The organism is Ruegeria sp. HKCCD6428 (assembly GCF_013110595.1).
In the GTDB taxonomy this organism is placed as follows: domain Bacteria; phylum Pseudomonadota; class Alphaproteobacteria; order Rhodobacterales; family Rhodobacteraceae; genus Ruegeria.
In genome coordinates, this window is sequence record NZ_WVQX01000001.1 from 885,943 (window position 1) to 901,792 (window position 15,850).

19 protein-coding genes are annotated in these 15,850 nt (G+C 60.1%); 11 read left to right on the plus strand and 8 right to left on the minus strand.

What is annotated here, in order from left to right; translation table 11 throughout:
* Positions 1-13: 13 nt before the first annotated feature.
* Positions 14-1,432, minus strand: coding sequence for a YdiU family protein (locus tag GS620_RS04355; RefSeq protein ID WP_171614505.1), 1,419 nt, complete (start codon positions 1,430-1,432; stop codon positions 14-16).
* A gap of 85 nt (positions 1,433-1,517) precedes the next feature.
* Between GS620_RS04355 and GS620_RS04360 the strand changes: the two genes are divergently transcribed.
* Positions 1,518-1,937, plus strand: a complete 420-nt coding sequence (locus GS620_RS04360) for a cupin domain-containing protein (protein WP_171614243.1) — start codon at positions 1,518-1,520, stop codon at positions 1,935-1,937.
* Between the two features lie 97 nt (positions 1,938-2,034).
* Positions 2,035-2,802: an extensin family protein gene (locus GS620_RS04365; protein WP_171614245.1), complete on the plus strand. Its 768-nt coding sequence runs from the start codon at positions 2,035-2,037 to the stop codon at positions 2,800-2,802.
* Between the two features lie 17 nt (positions 2,803-2,819).
* On the opposite strand, the gene GS620_RS04370 is transcribed toward GS620_RS04365, so the two are convergent.
* The 3 genes from GS620_RS04370 to GS620_RS04380 form a co-directional block, all read right to left on the minus strand.
* Entirely contained in the window at positions 2,820-3,281 is a 462-nt protein-coding gene (locus GS620_RS04370) for a hypothetical protein (RefSeq protein ID WP_171614247.1), read from the minus strand.
* Positions 3,282-3,291: 10 nt separating this feature from the next.
* Positions 3,292-3,582, minus strand: a complete 291-nt coding sequence (locus tag GS620_RS04375) for a hypothetical protein (RefSeq protein WP_171614249.1) — start codon at positions 3,580-3,582, stop codon at positions 3,292-3,294.
* Positions 3,583-3,659: 77 nt separating this feature from the next.
* A complete protein-coding gene (locus GS620_RS04380; protein ID WP_371807870.1) occupies positions 3,660-4,733 on the minus strand; it encodes an anhydro-N-acetylmuramic acid kinase in 1,074 nt (357 codons plus the stop codon).
* A gap of 305 nt (positions 4,734-5,038) precedes the next feature.
* On the opposite strand from GS620_RS04380, the gene tyrS reads away from it, so the two are divergent.
* Positions 5,039-6,292 carry a tyrosine--tRNA ligase gene (tyrS, locus tag GS620_RS04385; RefSeq protein ID WP_171115528.1) on the plus strand — a complete coding sequence of 418 codons (1,254 nt, stop codon included), beginning with the start codon at positions 5,039-5,041 and terminating at the stop codon, positions 6,290-6,292.
* Here the strand turns inward: tyrS and GS620_RS04390 are convergent.
* Entirely contained in the window at positions 6,280-6,771 is a 492-nt protein-coding gene (locus GS620_RS04390) for a hypothetical protein (protein WP_171204900.1), read from the minus strand. The two genes, tyrS and GS620_RS04390, sit on opposite strands and share 13 nt — an antisense overlap.
* A 574-nt stretch (positions 6,772-7,345) precedes the next feature.
* Here GS620_RS04390 and GS620_RS04395 point away from each other — a divergent pair.
* The 3 genes from GS620_RS04395 to GS620_RS04405 all read left to right on the plus strand — a co-directional run bounded on the left by GS620_RS04395 (position 7,346) and on the right by GS620_RS04405 (position 8,989).
* Positions 7,346-8,101 (plus strand): 3-hydroxyacyl-CoA dehydrogenase, encoded by a 756-nt coding sequence (locus GS620_RS04395; protein ID WP_171328118.1) that lies wholly within the window; start codon positions 7,346-7,348, stop codon positions 8,099-8,101.
* A gap of 10 nt (positions 8,102-8,111) precedes the next feature.
* Positions 8,112-8,666 (plus strand): sugar O-acetyltransferase, encoded by a 555-nt coding sequence (locus GS620_RS04400; protein WP_171328117.1) that lies wholly within the window; start codon positions 8,112-8,114, stop codon positions 8,664-8,666.
* 110 nt (positions 8,667-8,776) lie between these two features.
* Positions 8,777-8,989, plus strand: coding sequence for a hypothetical protein (locus tag GS620_RS04405; RefSeq protein WP_171328115.1), 213 nt, complete (start codon positions 8,777-8,779; stop codon positions 8,987-8,989).
* Positions 8,990-9,103: 114 nt separating this feature from the next.
* Here the strand turns inward: GS620_RS04405 and GS620_RS04410 are convergent, their stop codons facing one another.
* The 3 genes from GS620_RS04410 to GS620_RS04420 all read right to left on the minus strand — a co-directional run bounded on the left by GS620_RS04410 (position 9,104) and on the right by GS620_RS04420 (position 12,294).
* Positions 9,104-10,912, minus strand: a complete 1,809-nt coding sequence (locus tag GS620_RS04410; RefSeq protein ID WP_253283435.1) for an ABC-F family ATP-binding cassette domain-containing protein — start codon at positions 10,910-10,912, stop codon at positions 9,104-9,106.
* A gap of 68 nt (positions 10,913-10,980) precedes the next feature.
* Positions 10,981-11,736, minus strand: a complete 756-nt coding sequence (locus GS620_RS04415) for a GNAT family N-acetyltransferase (RefSeq protein WP_171614251.1) — start codon at positions 11,734-11,736, stop codon at positions 10,981-10,983.
* Positions 11,737-11,820: 84 nt separating this feature from the next.
* The gene (locus GS620_RS04420; RefSeq protein WP_171167760.1) at positions 11,821-12,294 is read right to left on the minus strand and encodes an outer membrane protein assembly factor BamE; all 474 of its coding nucleotides are present in this window, start codon (positions 12,292-12,294) and stop codon (positions 11,821-11,823) included.
* An 85-nt stretch (positions 12,295-12,379) separates the two neighbouring features.
* On the opposite strand from GS620_RS04420, the gene GS620_RS04425 reads away from it, so the two are divergent.
* The 5 genes from GS620_RS04425 to ihfA all read left to right on the plus strand — a co-directional run bounded on the left by GS620_RS04425 (position 12,380) and on the right by ihfA (position 15,833).
* Complete coding sequence (locus GS620_RS04425; protein WP_171614253.1) at positions 12,380-12,916, plus strand: DUF177 domain-containing protein; 537 nt, start codon at positions 12,380-12,382, stop codon at positions 12,914-12,916.
* A 205-nt stretch (positions 12,917-13,121) separates the two neighbouring features.
* A complete protein-coding gene (gene rpmF, locus GS620_RS04430; protein ID WP_008756996.1) occupies positions 13,122-13,328 on the plus strand; it encodes a 50S ribosomal protein L32 in 207 nt (68 codons plus the stop codon).
* A gap of 24 nt (positions 13,329-13,352) precedes the next feature.
* Entirely contained in the window at positions 13,353-14,441 is a 1,089-nt protein-coding gene (plsX, locus tag GS620_RS04435) for a phosphate acyltransferase PlsX (RefSeq protein ID WP_152458232.1), read from the plus strand.
* 21 nt (positions 14,442-14,462) lie between these two features.
* The gene (locus tag GS620_RS04440) at positions 14,463-15,434 is read left to right on the plus strand and encodes a beta-ketoacyl-ACP synthase III (protein ID WP_171614255.1); all 972 of its coding nucleotides are present in this window, start codon (positions 14,463-14,465) and stop codon (positions 15,432-15,434) included.
* 96 nt (positions 15,435-15,530) lie between these two features.
* Positions 15,531-15,833: an integration host factor subunit alpha gene (gene ihfA, locus GS620_RS04445; RefSeq protein WP_152458234.1), complete on the plus strand. Its 303-nt coding sequence runs from the start codon at positions 15,531-15,533 to the stop codon at positions 15,831-15,833.
* Positions 15,834-15,850 lie beyond the last annotated feature (17 nt).

Genomic DNA, 15,850 nt, shown 5'->3' on the forward strand with positions numbered 1-15,850 from the left:
CGCAGGCCTCGCGTCACGTCCCGCAGAATGTTGCATGAACCACCTCATTTTCGGCCGGAGGACGCCTCAGATCTTCCGCATCCCCTTGATCCTCGTACGGCCGCGCCAACACGGCGTTCAACCGGTCGAAGGGCGCATAGTCGCCCTGCACCGCCGCCTGAATCATCTGTTCGATCCGGTGATTGCGCGGAATGAATGCGGGGTTTGCGGCGGCCATCACCTCCTGTGGCGCCGCTTCGCGCGCCAACCGTGCGCGCCAGTCTTTTTCCCAGGTGTCAAACGCTGCCGGGTCAAGGAACTGATCCCGCGCCGTGCCGCCGCCCAGCGCCCGGAAGGTATTGGTGAAATCCGCCTGCCCCTCGGCCATGAGCTTCAGAAGATCGGTGATCAGTTCCTGATCGCCCTCGTCCGCGGTTGCCAGTCCGATCTTCGCCCGGAACCGGGACAACCAATTCTGTTGCAGCAGGTCCGGCATCGCGTGGACGATCTCGGTCGCCTCTTCCACAGCGGCCTCTTTGTCGTCCATCTGCTGGATCAAGGACGTTGCCAACTGCGCGAGGTTCCACACCGCGATATCGGGCTGGTTCGAATAGGCATAACGACCCATCCGGTCGATCGAGCTGTAAACGGTGTTGGGGTGATACGAATCCATGAACGCACATGGGCCGTAGTCAATGGTCTCGCCCGCGATCGAGCAGTTGTCGGTATTCATCACGCCATGGATGAACCCCACGCTCATCCACCGTGCAATCAAACCGGCCTGCGCATCGCGCACCGAACGCAACAGGCCCATCGGCCCTTCTGCCTTGGGATAATGCCGCGCAATGGCATAGTCCGTCAGGCGCTTCAGGCTGTCCATCTGCCCACGCGCGGCAAAAACCTGAAATGTCCCCACCCGCAGATGACTGGATGCAACCCGGGTCAGAACAGCTCCGGGCATCGGGCCCTCGCGAAAGACGGTCTCGCCGGTTTCCACCGCTGCCAAGGCGCGTGTGGTCGGAATGCCCAGAGCATGCATCGCCTCGGACACCACATATTCTCGCAGCACCGGCCCCAGCCAAGCCCGGCCATCGCCCCGGCGGGAAAACGGCGTAGGGCCCGAACCTTTCAGCTGGATGTCCCGGCGCACCCCGTCCGTTCCGACCGTCTCGCCCAGCAGCACCGCACGCCCGTCGCCCAGCTGCGGGTTGTACTGCCCGAACTGATGCCCTGAATAAAGCTGTGCGATGGGCTCGGCACCTTCGGGAATACTGTTTCCCGCAAAGGCTTCGGCCATGTCCTCGACGTCTCCGGGTGAAATCCGCAGCAACCTGGCCAGATTATCGTTGAACGCAATCATCCTTGGCGCGCGCACGGGAACCGGTGACTGCCGTGCAAAGAACGCACCCGGCAGACGGGCATAGGAGTTATCGAAAGGGATTTTCAGGGTCATGTCGTAAACATATCCCTCGGACGCATGAATACCATAGCGGATCACACCGGCCCGTGCATAATCGCACCCAAACACGAGGAACCACATGACCGCACAAGAGATTATCGAACGCTTGAACCTGCAACGGCATCCCGAAGGTGGTTGGTACGCCGAGACATGGCGCGCCGAAAACGAAGGTCGCCCCACCGGCACCTGCATCTACTTCCTGTTGCAGAAAGGCGAAAGCAGCCACTGGCACCGCGTCGATGCAACCGAGATCTGGCTGTACCATGCCGGCGCGCCGCTTGTCCTGTCGCTCAGCGCAATGGACCAAGGCCCCGCCACCGAACATGTGCTGACCCCCGATCTTTCCTCTGGCGCACCACAATTGATCGTCCCGGAAGGCCATTGGCAAGCCGCCCGCAGCACAGGTGATTACACGCTGGTCAGTTGCACGGTCTCGCCCGGTTTCCAGTTCGAGGGGTTCGAACTTGCTGCACCGGGCTTCGATATCCCCAAGGTGTGAATGTTTACATAACGATCCCTGAAAAGGTCAGTTTACAGACGGTTGCCCATTGATCATTCTGTACACGCAGCCACAGGCGACGGAGTAACGAGTAAGAATGAAACAGGTCCTGCTGACTGTCTTGTTCTTGTGTCAAAGCGCAGCATTCGCCAGCGCAGAGCCCGCTTGCGCCGAGGCCCGTCTTGCATCCGATCTGACTGCGCCAGAGCTGATCGGGGAAGAAACGGCTGAAGATGCTGACCCGATCGTGACAGCCGAACCTGCGGTGCTGGTTTCCAGGCGCCCCGCCCTACGGCCCTGCAAGTTTCGGCAATTCGAAGCGGGCCGTGAACGAATGCAGGAACGGGGCGCCGTGTGCGGCGACTGGACCATTCTGGGTGAAACACGCAAGCCCGTCGCGGGAAAGGCCCGCGGATGCGGGATCACGAACCCGGTTCGGGTTTACAAAATCTCTGATATCGCACTCAGCCAATTCTCATTGATGGACTGCCAGACAGCGGTCACGCTGAAAACGTGGATCGAAAACACGGCCAAGCCGGCCTTTGCCGATATGGGCGGCGGGCTGAAGGGGATGCGGATCGTTGGCCACTATGCCTGCAAGACCCAGAACAACCAGCCGCGCTCACGCATCTCGGAACATGCGCGCGGAAGGGCGATCGACATATCGACCTTCGTTCTAAAGGACGGAACTCAGATCACGGTCCGGGACGGGTGGAACAACGCGCAGGGCGCTGTTTTGCGAGAGTTGCACGATGGCGCCTGCGGCATATTCGGAACCGTGCTTGGCCCGGACGCCGACCGCTATCACGTCGGGCATTTCCATTTTGACACAGCCCGCCGCAAGGGCGCTCCGGTGTGCCGATGAACCTTCGGGTTGCGCCTCTACTTGTCGCTTCGGCTTTTGATCAACAAATTGATCAGCGGTACCAGCAGCGTCGCTGCCGATCCCAAAGGGTTCGATCTAATGCTCTTAACCGCCTGCACAACCTCTTTGGCCTCTGCGGTCATCTCCTCCAATTCGTCTTCAATATCCGCTATGGCCATATCGCGCACCTCGACGGCCGGTGCGACTTCGTCGTCGATATTTCGGCGTTTTGCAATCAGCACCATAAGCCCGGCAAAAACGATGTTTCCAAAGGCCAACAGCGCCGCCGCCGATGCTGGTGACATCGAGCTTTGAAACGCCAAGAACAAGGAGACATTCAAAAGCACCACCGCCGACAATGCCGCGATGCCCGCGATGCCCATCAGTATGGTCTGTTGCTGCACCACCCCAAGACGGCGGCGCGCAATCAAACGTTCGGTCCGATAGATCGTAACCAGGTTCTTGCTCAGTCTGCTCATAACCTGCCTCCTAGCCCTGCGCGCGCCCAACGACATACCCAAGCGAAAAGGCAATCAGCAACGCCGTGATCGGATAGTCTTTCTGAAGCCGACCGAACTCCTCGACAACGTCATGTCCCAAGGACTGAACCTGGCTCAGGTCGATCCCGTGGTCTTCCAGCAGCTGCCGGATTTCATCCGACGATTTGGTACCCTCAGGCGGATCTTCGGAACCCGCTTCCTTTTCGGCCTGCGCCTCCAACGTCGCATTCCGCTTCCGCAACTCCTCCAACTCGGCCTCGAGCTCTGCCTTGGTCGCCATGCTGCCATGTCCCTGATCCATCGGTCCGGGCAATCGTCGCACAAAGAGTTGTTTTTTTGAACTGTTTTCGGATCGGGTTATCCGACCGGGTCCATCGACACCGTACTGACGACCCCGCCACCGACAAGCGCCTGAACGCCGGTGGTTCCAGGACAAGAGGTCGGCAACCCTCGCGCGACGCGCACCGCCAGATAGGCAAACGCCTGCGCCTCAAGCATGTCGCCGTCCAGCCCCACCGCCTCAACCGGTTCGACCGGGCAATCCAGCGACACGCGCAACATCTCCATCAGCACCGGGTTGCGCCTGCCGCCCCCGGTGACCAACACACAGGACGGAGGTTTCGGACAGTGCTCCATCCCCTGCACAACAGCTGCGGCGCACATACCGGTCAGAGTCGCCACCGCGTCAGCGTCATTGAGTTCCTTGACCAAACCGATCATTTCCGAAAAATCGTTCCGGTCCAGGGATTTCGGCGGCATGCGAGAAAAATACGGCTCGGCCAGAAACAGCTCCAGCGCGCCCATTTCCACCGTTCCATCGCGCGCAAGCGCCCCGTCGCGGTCCATCGGAAGCCCCAGCCGGGCCTGCATCAGATCATCGACCGGCGCATTGGCCGGGCCTGTATCAAAGGCCAGCAACGCTCCGGGCGCTTCGGGGCCTTCGAACGCCGGATCCACATAGGTCAGGTTGCCGACCCCGCCCAGGTTCAGGAAACACAGCGGCCGGTCCGCGCCGAACCATTTGGCACAGGCGAAATGAAAGAAGGGCGCAAGCGGAGCCCCCTCGCCCCCCATCGCCACATCGTCGCTGCGGAAATCCCAGACCACCGGGCGCCCAAGGGCCTGCGCCAGCCCCAGCCCGTCACCGACCTGCAAGGTCCCGCGCCCGCGCGGCTCATGCGACAGCGTCTGTCCGTGAAAACCGATCAGATCCACATCCTCGAACTCGGACAGTGCTTCGGCATGGGCGATTGTCACCATCTCTGCCGCCGCATCGACCTGGGGTCCGTGCCACTGGCCCAGCGCGGCGCGCAACACGTCGCGTTCCGCATCCGAATACGCGCGGTATCCACTTTCCCCAAACCCGTAAATCGAATGCCCGTCGGTTTCCACCACCGCGGCATCAACCCCGTCCATGGATGTGCCGGACATTGCGCCCAAAGCCCGGAGCTTTCCGTATTTCGCGATGGTCTGGCCCAAGCCTGCCTCCTGAATTGGCTGTGTCTTTCGCCGCCTCCGGGTCGGGGATTTCACCTTTGGGTTGCAGCCCGGTCAACGTGCCTTCTGTTGGGGCGAAAAGGCAAGCGTTCCGGACCGGCCCGGCAATTTTTTTCTCAGCGCGCGTGTCTGGATCGACACCCTCGACCACACCCCGCGCCCGAGGTGAAAAGGTGGCTTTTCCTCCCACGCGCTGCCGCCTATACAGTGCCCCGCAACATTAACCCAAAGGGCACGATATGACCTACCACCCCAAATCGGATTTCATCGCCACGATGATCGAGCGCGGCTTTCTCGCCGACTGCACCGATTATCAGGGCCTTGACGACGCGCTGATCAGTGGGTGCAAACCGGCCTATATCGGCTTTGATGCCACGGCCAAGTCGTTGCATGTGGGCAGCCTGATCCAGATCATGATGCTGCGCTGGTTCCAGAAAACCGGTCACCAGCCGATCACCCTGATGGGTGGTGGAACCACCAAGGTTGGCGACCCTTCGTTCCGCGCGGATGAACGCCCCCTGCTGGGGCCCGAACAGATCGACGAAAACATCGCGGGCATCAAAAAGGTGTTCTCGGCTTATATCGACTATGACACAGAGGCCGAGAACAAAGCGTTGATGCTGAACAATGCCGAGTGGCTGGACGACCTGAACTACCTCGATTTCCTGCGCGACATCGGGCGTCATTTCTCGGTCAACCGGATGCTGAGCTTTGAATCGGTGAAATCCCGACTGGACCGTGAACAATCACTGTCCTTTCTCGAATTCAACTACATGATCCTACAGGCCTATGACTTCCTGGAACTGAACCGCCGCTATGGTTGCTTGCTTCAGATGGGCGGCAGCGACCAGTGGGGCAATATCGTCAACGGGATCGACCTGACCCGCCGCGTGCTGGACCACGAGATCTACGGCCTGACCTCACCCCTGCTGACCACCAGCGACGGCAAGAAAATGGGGAAATCTCAGGATGGCGCGGTCTGGCTGAACGCTGACATGCGTTCGCCCTACGAGTTCTGGCAATTCTGGCGCAACACGACCGACGCGGATGTCGGGCGGTTCCTGAAGCTATACACCGAAATGCCGGTGGACGAGTGCGATCGTCTGGGCGCGCTGCAAGGGTCCGAGATCAACGAGGCCAAGATCCGTCTTGCCAACGAGGTGACAACTCTGGCCCATGGTGCGCAGGCCGCGGCGAACGCCGAAGCCACTGCGCGCGAAGTCTTCGAAAAGGGTGGCGTGGGCGGGGATCTTCCGACCCTGACCCTCAGCGAGGCCGAACTGGGTGACGGCATGTCCATCGTGCAGATCATCGTCAAATCCGGCCTCGCCAAATCCGGCAAAGAGGCCAAGCGCCTGATCGCCGAAAACGGTGCCAAGCTGGACGACGCGCCACTGACCGATGCCGGGCTGATGATTGACGCAAATGCCCTGTCTTCGCCGATCAAGCTGAGCGCAGGCAAAAAGCGCCACGCGCTGGTTCAACTGGGCTGACCCGGCAAGGCTGAAAGACACGAAACTGCAACGGCCACCCAAACGGGTGGCCGTTTTTCATTCAGTAAGCCGTGCTTATCTGCGTTCTTTTCCGCCGCCACGACCGGGCCGGTCGCCACTTTCGTCATTGTTGGCGTTATGACCGCGGCCCGGGCTGCTGCCTTCACCGCCATTGCCATGGCCGTTGTTGCCCTTACCACCACCTTTACCCTTGCCGCCTTTACCTTCGCCTTTGCCTTCACCACCGCCGGATTCACCACCGCCACCGGATTCACCTCCACCGCCGGATTCATCACCGCCACCGGATTCGCCACCGCCACCGGATTCACCTCCACCGCCGGAGTCACCTCCACCGCCAGATTCACTTCCGCCGCCGGATTCACTTCCTCCACCGCCGGACTGGCCGCCTCCATTGTTTTCGCTTTCTTCAGACGCGCCGCTGGGGCCACTTTCACCGCCTCCGACAGTTCCACCAGCATCGGCGAATCCAGACCCACCGGGTTCAGAGCCGCGGCTTTCACCCCGATTTTCTGCGGAACCAGACAGGCTTGCCGTCGGCAAATCCGTCAGCAACGCGGCCAGCCCCGGGCATTGCGCCCCGGTTACACTCAAGGTTGTTTCAAAGTCGGCCCGCTTTTGAAGCCTGTCCAGAAAGCTCGGGGTTACCTGCACACAATCGCACAACCCGGCATAGTCCCCTGCGTTGGCAAGATTTCGAGCCGTTTTCCAGTTGCAGGTTTCCGGTGCGGCAGCAGCATCGCCAACCATCACCATTCCAAAAACAGGCACAGCGACAACTGCACCCAGTATGTGTTTCGTACTTATTACCATAACAGATCCTCCTGGCGGAAAAACACACAAAGGCGCCGAGTTCTTCACTCACGAACAGGCGCGTTTTCGTGAAGTCGGCATTAAGTATTGTTGAGGATCGGCCGAAACATCGGGGCCAAGGACCCTACCCGCCAACCAAGTTCCTGCTTTCTCAATTTTGTGGACTCTGGCCCCAAAATGCAGTTATTGAACAAGTGTTCATATCCTTGGGAGGAGTTCACCATGCACCTGTCCACCACTGCCGCCCTCATTACCGGAGGCGCGTCCGGTCTGGGCGAAGCCACGGCACGCCACTTCGCCTCGGAAGGCGCGCAGGTCACCATTCTGGATCGTGACGCAGATCGCGGCGCACAGGTCGCCGCCGAGATTGGCGGGAATTTCGCGCAAACGGATGTGACCGACGAAGAGTCGGTGGCCGCAGCCGTGCGCCATGGCATGGACAAGATGGGCAAGATCACGGCCACGGTGAATTGTGCAGGTATCGCCTATGGTATTAAGACTGTCGGCAAGGATGGCCCTCACCCTCTGGATGCTTTCCAGCGTACGATCGACATCAATCTGGTTGGCACCTTCAACGTGTCCCGGCTGGCCGCTGTCGAAATGGCAAAGAATGAACCCGAACCAGATGGGGCACGTGGGGTGATCATCAACACCGCCTCGATCGCTGCGTTTGACGGGCAAAAGGGTCAGGCGGCCTATGCGGCCTCGAAAGGCGGCGTCGTGGGCATGACGCTGCCGATGGCCCGCGACCTGGCCTCGACCGGCATTCGCGTCATGACCATCGCGCCGGGCATTTTCATGACCCCAATGCTGGCGGGCCTGCCCGAAGAGGTGCAACAACAGCTTGCCGCCGACGTCCCGAACCCTGCCCGCCTTGGCGATCCGCAAGAATACGGAAGACTGGCCGGCTTCATCGTCGAGATGGGCTATCTGAACGGTGAGGTCATCCGCATCGACGGTGCCCTGCGTATGCGCTAAACCGGGGCTCATGACCGAGCGGCAGAAAATGGAAGCGGGTGAATGGTATTGCTGCCTTGACCCAGAACTGGATGCGCTTCGGGCCGAAGCGCGCCGGGCCGTTCATGCCCATAACACATGCCCGCCGGATGCCCGTGGGGCCATCGCGCCGGAACTGGCTGCGCTTTTTGCGGGAGTTGGACGGGATTGCTTTCTCGAGGCTCCGTTTCACTGTGCCTACGGAATAAACCTGTCGTTGGGAGACCGCGTGTTTTTTAACGCAGGCTGTGTCGTGCTCGACACCGCGCCGGTGATGATTGGGAATGACACGATGCTTGGGCCTGCGGTGCAGATCTATTGCGCCGAACACGCGAAAGATCCTGCCTTGCGCGCTCGGGGCCTCGAAGTCGCCCACCCGGTCAGGATCGGCGAAAACGTCTGGATCGGCGGGGCGGCGATCATCATGCCGGGCGTTACGATCGGCGACAATGCCATCATAGGAGCCGGCAGTGTAGTGACAAAAGACGTTCCCGCCGGCGAGACCGTCGTTGGAAACCCTGCCCGACCTATACGCGCCCACCGATAGCCCTGCTCTTCCCCCAATCCGCCAGGGCCTTGTTCGCGGGGCGCAGCGCCTGTTTTTTTCAGGCAGCGCCGGGTAAACGTGTCCCCAAGGGGGCGCGCGCCCGGGCAAGGGTGGATTTTGACCGCGCCGAACTCAAAAGTGTCATCGCCTGCACCGAAGAAGAATGCACCCAAAACGACGCCAATGTGGTTGCGACACATCCCGGTGTCGTTGCCTTCCATGCAATTTGGAACAGCCGCGAACCGTCGCAGACGCATTTGAACGCGCTTCATCTCGCCAGTTGCATAAAAATGCTCGACGGGGTCGCAGCCGAAGCAAGCTGAACGAATTGACGCGGATCGGCTGGTCCGGTCCCCGGCAAAACCGAAGCAGCAGGCGAACTCCGGTTTTTCAGCAGCTTTTTCCACGCCGTCTGATAAGGCGGGCGCAGTTGGCGTCTACTCAGCCTGGGCTTTCTCTTCCAGTGTCAGCCATTCCTCTTCGGCCGCCGACAACTTGTCTTGCCGTTCGACAAGCGCCTCGGACGCTTTCTGGAACTTGACCGGCTCGCGGGTAAACAGCTCGGGGTCGGACATCAATTCTTCGAGCTTTGCAATCTCGGCCTCCAGCCGTTCAATCTCGGCCGGCAGCTTTTCCAGCCGGTGCTTTTCGGAAAAGGACAATCCCGACCTGGCTTTTGCTTCCTGCTTCACCTTCGGCTTGGAAAGCTTTGTTTTGCTGTCTTTTTTCTCGGAAACTTCACCCCGCTGCGCAATATAGTCGGACCAGCCGCCGGCATAGACGGTCGCCCGCCCGTTGCCTTCCATCGCGATGGTCGTCGTTGCAACGCGGTCCAGAAAATCCCGGTCGTGGCTGACCAGCAGAACCGTTCCTTCGTAATCGTCCAACAACTCCTGCAACAGATCCAGCGTTTCGACATCCAGATCGTTGGTCGGTTCGTCAAGCACCAGAAGATTGGAAGATTTCGCCATCAACTTGGCCAGCAGCAACCGTGCCTTTTCCCCACCCGACAAGGATTTGACAGCCGCCCTTGCCTGCCGCTCGTCAAACAGGAATTCCTTGAGATAGCCCACGACATGTTTGGGCTGCCCGCCAACCATCACCTGATCGGCCTTGCCGGAAACCCGCATATCCGGGTCGCCGGTCAGGCTGTCCCACAAGCTCATCTCGGGGTCCAGTTGCGCGCGGGTCTGATCGAACACCGCGACCTCAAGATTGGTACCCAGCGACACCGAACCTTCGTCCGGCTCCACCTGCCCCAGAAGCATCTTCAGCAAGGTCGTCTTGCCAACCCCGTTCGGCCCGACAAAAGCCACACGATCACCGCGCTGCACCAGCAGATCAAAACTCCGAACGATCTGCTTGTCGCCGAACCCTTTGGCCAGCCCTTTGGCCTCGATCACCTTGCGGCCCGATTTTGGCCCGGCCTCCAGCGTCATCGCAGCGGAACCCTGACGCTTGATCTGTGCCGCCTTTTCGGCCCGCAGCGCCTGTAGGGCCCGCACCCGGCCCTGATTGCGTTTGCGCCGCGCGCTGATACCCTCGACCGCCCATTTGGCCTCGGACTTGATCAGACGGTTCAGCTTGTGACGCTGCTGGTCTTCTTCTTCCCAGATCTTGTCCCGCCAGGCTTCGAACGCGTCAAACCCTTGCTCCTGCCGTCGAACCGCGCCCCGATCAATCCACAGTGTCGCCCGCGTCAGTGCCCGCAAAAAGGCCCGGTCGTGCGAGATCAGCACAAACGCCGCTCGTGTCGACCCAAGCTCGCGCTCCAGCCACGCGATGGCTTCGATATCCAGATGGTTGGTCGGTTCGTCCAACAGCATCAGGTCCGGTGCCTCGGCCATCAGTTTGGCCAATGCCGCCCGCCGCCGCTCACCACCCGAAGCAGTCTCAACCGGGCGCGCAGGATCGAATTTCAGCCCCGCACCCGCCCGTTCAACCTTGTAGAGCTCACCCGGCTCCAACCCGCTCGACGCATAGTCTCCCAGGGTGGCAAAGCCCTCCATCGTCGGGTCCTGCTCCATATAGCCCACGGATTTTCCGGGCGGCACGACAATTTCACCGCGGTCAGCCTCGACCAGGCCGGCCATCACTTTCATCAGCGTGGATTTGCCCGACCCGTTGCGCCCAACCAGCGCGACGCGGTCACCGGGCTGTACCACCAGATCCAGTTCGGAAAACACCGGTTCGCCCCCGAAAGTCAGGGATATGCCGGACATCTGCAACAAAGGAATTCTCGCCATGCCCGCCAGCTAAACCGGCGGCCACACTGCGTCAACGCCCTGTCTTCACCTTTTCGGAAATACTCATCTTAACCGGCCAATGCCCGCAGCAGGCGTTTTCGGGCCGGAGGGATCGCCCCGATTTCAAGCCCGGTAAACACATGCAACGTGTTCATGTGGCGATCCACAACCGCGTGATCACTCACCCACCCTCCCATCATCAGATAGGTTCGCAACAGGGGCGGCATGCGCGACATTGCCTTTTTCGCATCCGGCCGGCGCCGCAGACGTGCGGCGAAACGGAACACGTCCGGAGCCTTGACCCGCGGCAACCACCGTTTCGGGGCCAGGTGGCGATGTTTGAGCATCGCAAAGGCATCAAGGTATCGCCCGGTTTCGGTCCCGGCAAAGGACGAACATCCAAACAGCATCTGGACATTGTGTTGATCGACATAGGACGTCATTGCACCCCAGGCGACACGCAGAATGTCGGGATCGTTCAGACCCGGATGAACGCAAAACCTGCCCATCTCGACCATGCGGCCACTGAACCCTTCCAACGAGCTCAGGTCGTAGAACTGTGCTGAATAGCTGCGTCCGATTTCACCACCATGTTCCATTGTCAGCATCCGAAAGCAGCAGACCAACTGCCCGGCGGATCGCATATCTTCAATCAGGACATGGCTGCATTGCGCGTCAAAAGCGTCAACGTCCGATTGCCGGGTCCCGAACGCCAATGTCCGCAGGCTTTGTGCGGCCCTGATATCCTCGGCCGATTCCGCCATTCGGGCGCGATAGCGCCCCTTGCTCAACATAACTGCCGCCGCCACGGTCGCGTCCTCCATGGGTGCCGACCCACGAGTGTCGGCACGACACCGTTAACACAAGACATGTGACTGCCTTGTGACCAACGCAAGGTTCCGGCGCGATCAGTTGGCGCCAGGAATATTGGCCGGGTTGAAGTTGCCGATATTGCCCAACAGCTGACGCAGGAAGCCTTTGTCCTGAACGTTGGAATCGGTCACACGGCGTTCCAGCGGAATCACGATGCCGTCTTCCAGGCCAAAACGCTCAATGTTTCTGACGACTCCACGCTGATCAAAGCTGATGGCGACCAGTTCGCGCGCCACCACTTCGGGCCGTTTCGGGCCGTAATGGCGCACCCGCGAGCGGACATAGTAATAGCCCGAATCCCGCACGACCCCGGACGCACCCGGTGCGCCAATGGCTTCTTCCACGCTGTCGCGCGTATCGACGCCCACTTTGATTTCGGCCAGTTCCTCGGCCGGAGGCACATAGCCGTGATTCTTGTAGATCGGCGTACAGGCCCCGGCCGCAGCCAGACAGGCAACAAACACAAGCGATTTCGTCGCTGGTTTCAACCGGTTCACTACCTTCAACATGCACACCCTCTTGCCTTGGCCTCTTACGGCTTCTATCCGATTACAGAAACCGCTGCCACGGTTCAACACATAGAAAGGCTCACGAATGGGCAACGTTACATCATTTCGGGTGGCTGACCTGCCCCAGAACGCCCCGACACCCTTTGAACTGCGCCCCGCAAGCGCCGCATTGGATGAGATCAGGCAGGGTCTGGGGCTGCTGGGGCTGCGCAAACTCAGCTTTTCCGGCGAGCTTCGCGCACAAGGCAAGCGCGACTGGGTTCTCAACGGCAAACTCGGTGCAACCGTGATCCAACCCTGTGTCGTGACGCTCGAGCCGGTCACGACCCGGATCGACATTCCAGTGCACCGCACCTTTCTGGCCGATTGGACCGACCCGGATGAACCCGAGTTCGAAATTCCCCAGGATGACGAATCCGAGCCCTTGGGCCCGGAAATCGACCCCGCATTGGTGATGGTCGAGGCGCTGTCGCTGGCCCTGCCGCAATATCCGCGCAAGGAGGGTGCGGAACTGGGTCAGGCAGACTATACAGAACCCGGAAAACAGGCGATGACCGACGAAGACGCCAAACCTTTCGCCGGATTGGCGGGATTGCGCGATACGCTCAAAAAAGACGAGTGACAGAGCGCAGATTTCCTGTCATAGCAGGCGGTCAGAAAAATCGCTTGAACATACCGAGAATCGCAGTATTTTCGCGCGCTCATCGGATTTTGGGTTGGACATTGCGGGGCCCGTCGCCTAAACGCGCGTCAAACCACGATAAACGAACTACGAAACCCGGGTCGGCAGCGATTCTGCGACCCCTAGTCAGACAAAGGTTGAGACCATGGCCGTCCAACAGAACAAAGTTTCCAAGTCGCGTCGCAACAACCGCCGCGCACACGACGCTCTGGTTGCTGCAAACCCGAACGAATGCCCGAACTGCGGCGAGCTGAAGCGCCCGCACCACGTTTGCGCATCCTGCGGCCACTATGATGATCGCGAAGTCGTCGCTCAGGCCGATGAAATCGATCTGGACGAAGACGCAGCCTAAGCCTGATCGAGCGCAGACCAAGGCATGACTGAACAGCCCACGCACGCCGGACGGATAACCATCTCGGTCGACGCTATGGGTGGGGACGCAGGTCCCTCGGTCGTTGTTGCCGGTCTTGCGAAATCGGCCGACAAGAACCCGGATATCAGGTTCTTGCTGCACGGGCCCGAACAGGTATTGCGCAAGCTTGTCGCCAAACGGCGCGTCCTAGAGGGGCGCGTCGTTTTTCGTGATTGCTCGGGCGTGGTCACGATGGAGGACAAGCCCAGTCAGGTCGTGCGCAACGGCAAAGAGACCTCGATGTGGTCCACGCTGGAAGCGGTACGCCAGGGCGAAGCCCATGGCGCGGTGTCCTGCGGCAATACCGGTGCGCTGATGGCCCTGTCGATGATGCGCCTGCGCAAACTGCCGGGCGTGAACCGGCCGGCCATCGCGATACTGTGGCCCTCGCGCAACCCTCAGGGGTTCAACGTGATGCTGGATGTCGGCGCAGATGTGCGCGCCGACGCCAAGGATTTGCTGCAATACGCCCTGATGGGCGCCTCTTATGCGCGCAACGGTTTGGCCCTGAGCCGCCCTCGGATCGGACTTCTGAATGTCGGCACCGAAGAACACAAGGGGCGCGCCGAACTGAAAGAGGCGCACTCGATGATCGCGGGCTTCGCGGAACAGGCGAATTTCGATTTCGTGGGTTTCGTCGAAGGCAGCGACATCCCCGGTGACAAGGCGGATGTCATTGTAACCGATGGCTTTACCGGCAACGTCGCGATCAAGACCGGCGAAGGCACGGCAAGCCTGATCGGTGACCTGCTGCGGCAGGCGTTCAAATACTCCCCGCTATCCCGATTGGCCTCGATTCTGGCTATCACGTCGCTGAACCGTTTGAAGAAACGGATCGACCCGCGACGCGTGAATGGTGGCGTGTTTCTGGGGTTGAACGGCACCGTGGTGAAATCCCACGGCGGCGCTGACGCAACAGGCGTGTCAGCTGCGATCAAACTGGCCTTCACCCTGGCGCAGTCCGGCTTTTCCGAAAAATTGGCTGCGCGGGTTGCATCCACTGCCCAGCTTGCACAAGATGCCGCGCAATCAGCGCCGCAAACAGATAAATAACAAAAAAGGCAGTACCGGAAAATGGCAGGCCGTTCAGTTGTAGTAGGTGTCGGGCATTATTTGCCTGAACGCGTTGTTCCCAATTCCGAGTTTGAAAAAACCCTGGACACGACCGACGAATGGATAAAGACCCGCTCGGGGATCGAACGCCGCCATTTTGCAGCCGAGGACGAGACGACATCCGATCTGGCCACCAACGCCGCCCAGGCCGCGCTGGCCGACGCGGGCCTGACGGCGGATGATATTGACGCAATCGTACTGGCGACTTCAACGGCGGATCTGACCTTTCCTTCGGCCGCCACCATGGTTCAGGCGCGGCTGGGCATGACCAAGGGTTTTGCCTTTGACGTGCAGGCTGTTTGCGCCGGATTCGTTTTTGCACTGTCCAACGCAAATGCGCTGATTGTTTCCGGTCAGGCCAAACGCGTGCTGGTGATCGGGGCCGAGACTTTCTCACGGATCATGGATTGGACCGATCGGTCCACCTGCGTTCTTTTCGGCGATGGCGCCGGTGCAGTGGTGCTGGAGGCTCAAGAGGGCACAGGCACCGCCGAGGACCGCGGTATTCTGGCAACCGACCTGAATTCGGACGGGCGCTACAAGGATCTTCTCTATGTCGATGGCGGCGTTTCGACCCAATCAACCGGGCATCTGCGTATGCAGGGCAATCAGGTTTTCCGTCATGCCGTTGAAAAGCTTACGAAAACAGCGGAAACAGCGTTGGAACGAGCGGGGCTGAGCAGTTCGGACGTTGATTGGATCGTGCCGCATCAGGCCAACATCCGCATCATTCAGGGCACCGCCAAGAAAATGAACCTTCCGATGGAAAACGTGGTTGTGACCGTTCAGGATCACGGAAACACGTCGGCCGCATCCATCCCATTGGCCCTGTCCGTGGGCAAGCAGCGCGGACAGATCAAGCCGGGTGATCTGATCGTGACCGAAGCCATTGGCGGCGGTCTGGCCTGGGGCGCAGTGGTTCTGCGCTGGTAACCGGCGCAAACCGGCTTACACAGCCGCCCGCAATTCATTGATATTGACAGCGAATTTGCCATACCCATATGCTTCAATAGCAACAGGGGAATTAGCATGGGCGACAAAACACTGACTCGAATGGACCTGAGCGAAGCCGTCTTTCGTGAGGTAGGTCTGTCACGGAACGAAAGTGCGCAGCTGGTTGAAAGCGTTCTGAACCACATGTCCGACGCCTTGGTGCGTGGTGAACAGGTGAAGATCTCGTCTTTCGGTACATTCAGTGTTCGCGACAAGACCGCCCGTGTCGGTCGCAACCCCAAAACCGGCGAAGAAGTCCCGATTCAGCCGCGCCGTGTGCTGACTTTCCGCCCGTCGCATCTGATGAAAGATCGCGTCGCAGCCGGGAACCGCAAGTAAGTTCAGGACGTCCAGGT

Coding starts and splice junctions, on each gene's coding strand:
- plsX (WP_152458232.1), top strand. CDS start 13,353: ATGACTGAACAGCCCACGCACGCCGGACGGATAACCATCTCGGTCGAC.
- GS620_RS04425 (WP_171614253.1), top strand. CDS start 12,380: ATGGGCAACGTTACATCATTTCGGGTGGCTGACCTGCCCCAGAACGCC.
- GS620_RS04355 (WP_171614505.1), bottom strand. CDS start 1,432: ATGACCCTGAAAATCCCTTTCGATAACTCCTATGCCCGTCTGCCGGGT.
- rpmF (WP_008756996.1), top strand. CDS start 13,122: ATGGCCGTCCAACAGAACAAAGTTTCCAAGTCGCGTCGCAACAACCGC.
- GS620_RS04380 (WP_371807870.1), bottom strand. CDS start 4,733: ATGTCCGGCACATCCATGGACGGGGTTGATGCCGCGGTGGTGGAAACC.
- GS620_RS04415 (WP_171614251.1), bottom strand. CDS start 11,736: ATGGAGGACGCGACCGTGGCGGCGGCAGTTATGTTGAGCAAGGGGCGC.
- GS620_RS04410 (WP_253283435.1), bottom strand. CDS start 10,912: ATGGCGAGAATTCCTTTGTTGCAGATGTCCGGCATATCCCTGACTTTC.
- GS620_RS04395 (WP_171328118.1), top strand. CDS start 7,346: ATGCACCTGTCCACCACTGCCGCCCTCATTACCGGAGGCGCGTCCGGT.
- GS620_RS04360 (WP_171614243.1), top strand. CDS start 1,518: ATGACCGCACAAGAGATTATCGAACGCTTGAACCTGCAACGGCATCCC.
- GS620_RS04390 (WP_171204900.1), bottom strand. CDS start 6,771: ATGCTGGTGGAACTGTCGGAGGCGGTGAAAGTGGCCCCAGCGGCGCGT.
- GS620_RS04400 (WP_171328117.1), top strand. CDS start 8,112: ATGACCGAGCGGCAGAAAATGGAAGCGGGTGAATGGTATTGCTGCCTT.
- GS620_RS04365 (WP_171614245.1), top strand. CDS start 2,035: ATGAAACAGGTCCTGCTGACTGTCTTGTTCTTGTGTCAAAGCGCAGCA.
- GS620_RS04375 (WP_171614249.1), bottom strand. CDS start 3,582: ATGGCGACCAAGGCAGAGCTCGAGGCCGAGTTGGAGGAGTTGCGGAAG.
- GS620_RS04370 (WP_171614247.1), bottom strand. CDS start 3,281: ATGAGCAGACTGAGCAAGAACCTGGTTACGATCTATCGGACCGAACGT.
- GS620_RS04440 (WP_171614255.1), top strand. CDS start 14,463: ATGGCAGGCCGTTCAGTTGTAGTAGGTGTCGGGCATTATTTGCCTGAA.
- GS620_RS04420 (WP_171167760.1), bottom strand. CDS start 12,294: ATGTTGAAGGTAGTGAACCGGTTGAAACCAGCGACGAAATCGCTTGTG.
- ihfA (WP_152458234.1), top strand. CDS start 15,531: ATGGGCGACAAAACACTGACTCGAATGGACCTGAGCGAAGCCGTCTTT.
- tyrS (WP_171115528.1), top strand. CDS start 5,039: ATGACCTACCACCCCAAATCGGATTTCATCGCCACGATGATCGAGCGC.